Consider the following 2,302-nt stretch of genomic DNA (forward strand, 5'->3'; position numbering starts at 1 on the left):
GGCTGGCGGCGCAGGTCCGCGGCTTCTCGGACGCCGCGGTGCGGCCCGGCGCGCGCGTGGCGCTGCTGGCGCGCAGCAACGACATCCTGGGCGAGGCCGTGGCGGATGCGCAGGGCCTGGTGCGCTTCAACGCGGCGCTGCTGCGCGGCGAGGGGGCGCAGGCGCCGGCTGCGCTGCACGCCTTCCTGGGCGACGACTTCGTCGCGCTGGACCTGGAGACGGCGGCCTTCGACCTCTCGGACCGCGGCGCGGCGGGCAGGCCGCATCCGGGGCCGCTGGACGCCTTCGTCTGGCTGGACCGCGGCATCTACCGCCCGGGCGAGACGGTGCAGGTCTCCGCGCTGCTGCGCGATTCCGGCGGGCAGCCGGCGGAGATCCCGGCGCGGCTGCGCGTGCTGCGGCCGAACGGGCAGGTGTTCTGGCAGGGCGTGCCGGAGCGCGTCGGCGGCGCCGCCTTCGTGGTGCCGGTGCAGCTTTCCGCCGGCGCGCCGGTCGGCGCCTGGACGGTGGAGGTGCTGGCCGATCCGGATGCCGCGCCGATCGGGACAGCGACGTTCCGGGTGGATGCCTTCGTGCCGGAGCGGCTGGAGGTGAATGCCGGGCCGGTGCCGGGGCCGCTGGTGGGCGGGCAGCCGCTGGAGGTGCCGGTGACCGCGCGCTTCCTCTACGGCGCGCCCGGCGCGGGGCTGACGGGGATGGCGGAGCTGCGCCTCTCTCTGGATCCCGAGCCCTTCGAGGCCTGGCGGGGCTGGCGCTTCGGGCTGGCCGACGAGAGCTTCGCGCCCGACCTGCAGAGCTTCGAGGTGCCGGAGACGGATGCGCAGGGCCGCAGCACGCTGACCCTGCTGCTGCCGAATGCGCCGGACAGCACGCGGCCGGTGAAGGCCGATGTGAGCGTGATGCTGGACGAGCCGGGCGGGCGGGCGAGCGGCACGCGCTTCTCGCTGCCGGTGCGTGCGCGCGGCACGCTGCTGGCGATCCGCCCGGCCTTCCAGGGCGATGCGGTGGACGCGAATGCGGAAGCCGCCTTCGACGTCGCGGCGGTGAACCCGGACGGTGCCGCCATCGCCGCCACGCTGCGCCTGCGCCTGGTGCGGGAGAGGCCGGACTGGCGGATCGTGCTGCGCGAGCGCGTGGCGCGCTACGAGACGGTGTGGCGCGACGAGCCGGTGGACAGCACGGAGATCCGCGTCGCGCCGAACGCGCCCGCGCGCTTCGCCCGCAACCTGCCCTTCGGCCGCTACCGCATCGAGGTGACGGAGCCCGGCGGGCTGGCGATTGCGTCCTACCGCTTCCGCTCGGGCTGGGCGGGCGCGGAGAGCCCGGAGGTGCCGGATCGCGTGGACCTCGCGGCAGACCGTCGCGGCTATGCGCCGGGCGAGGTTGCCCGAGTACGCATCACGCCGCCCTTCGCGGGGCGTGCTTCGGTGGCGGTGCTGACTGAACGCCTGGTGTCGCTGCGCGACATCGAGGTGCCGGAGGCCGGCACCGAGATCGAGCTGCCGGTGGACGCCGCCTGGGGGCCGGGCGCGCATGTTGCGGTGACGGTGTTCCGCGCCGGGCAGTCGCCCGCGGGCAGGCCGGGGCGCGCGCTGGGGCTGGCCTGGATCGGGCTGGATCCGGCGGCGCGGCGGATGGAGGTGGCGATCGAATCGCCCGACCTCGCGCGGCCGAACACGCGGGTGGAGGTGCCGGTGCACATCGCCGGCGCGACTTCCGGCACCGCCATGCTGACGCTGGCGGCGGTGGACGAGGGCATCCTGCGGATCACCAATTTCCGCTCGCCCGATCCGGTGCAGCATTTCCTCGCGCGGCGGCGGCTGGGGCTCGACATCCGCGACGACTACGGGCGGCTGATCGCGCCGGCGGAAGGCGAGGCCGGCGTGCTGCGGCAGGGCGGCGACGATGGCGGCGCGGCGATGCTCGAGATCCCGCAGCGCCTGGTCGCGCTGTTCAGCGGCGTGGTGCGCGTCGGGCCCGATGGCATGGCGCGCGTACCGCTCGACCTGCCGGACTTCGCCGGCGAGCTGCGGTTGATGGTGGTGGCGTGGGACGGCGCGCGGATCGGCGCGGCGTCGAAGCCGATGACCGTGCGCGAGGCGGTGGTGGCGGAGGCGCTGCTGCCGCGCTTCCTCGCACCCGGCGACGAGGCGCGGCTGCCGGTGCTGCTGCACAACGTCGAGCTGCCGGCCGGCGAGGTCGTCGCGACGCTGACCGCGAGCGGCGCGATCGAGCTGGCGGGGCCGGCGCGGCTGGCGCAGTCGCTGGCGACCGGCGCGCGCGCGACGCCGAACACGACGCT

Annotated in this window: 1 protein-coding gene; it reads left to right on the top strand. The window is 75.9% G+C overall.

Going from position 1 to position 2,302, the window contains the following annotated elements; translation table 11 throughout:
• On the top strand, window positions 1–2,302 hold a 2,302-nt coding region (locus tag OZN99_RS30040), incomplete at both ends, for an alpha-2-macroglobulin family protein (protein ID WP_270938880.1).

The sequence above is a fragment of the Falsiroseomonas oryzae genome, from assembly GCF_027856955.1.
GTDB lineage: Bacteria > Pseudomonadota > Alphaproteobacteria > Acetobacterales > Acetobacteraceae > Falsiroseomonas > Falsiroseomonas oryzae.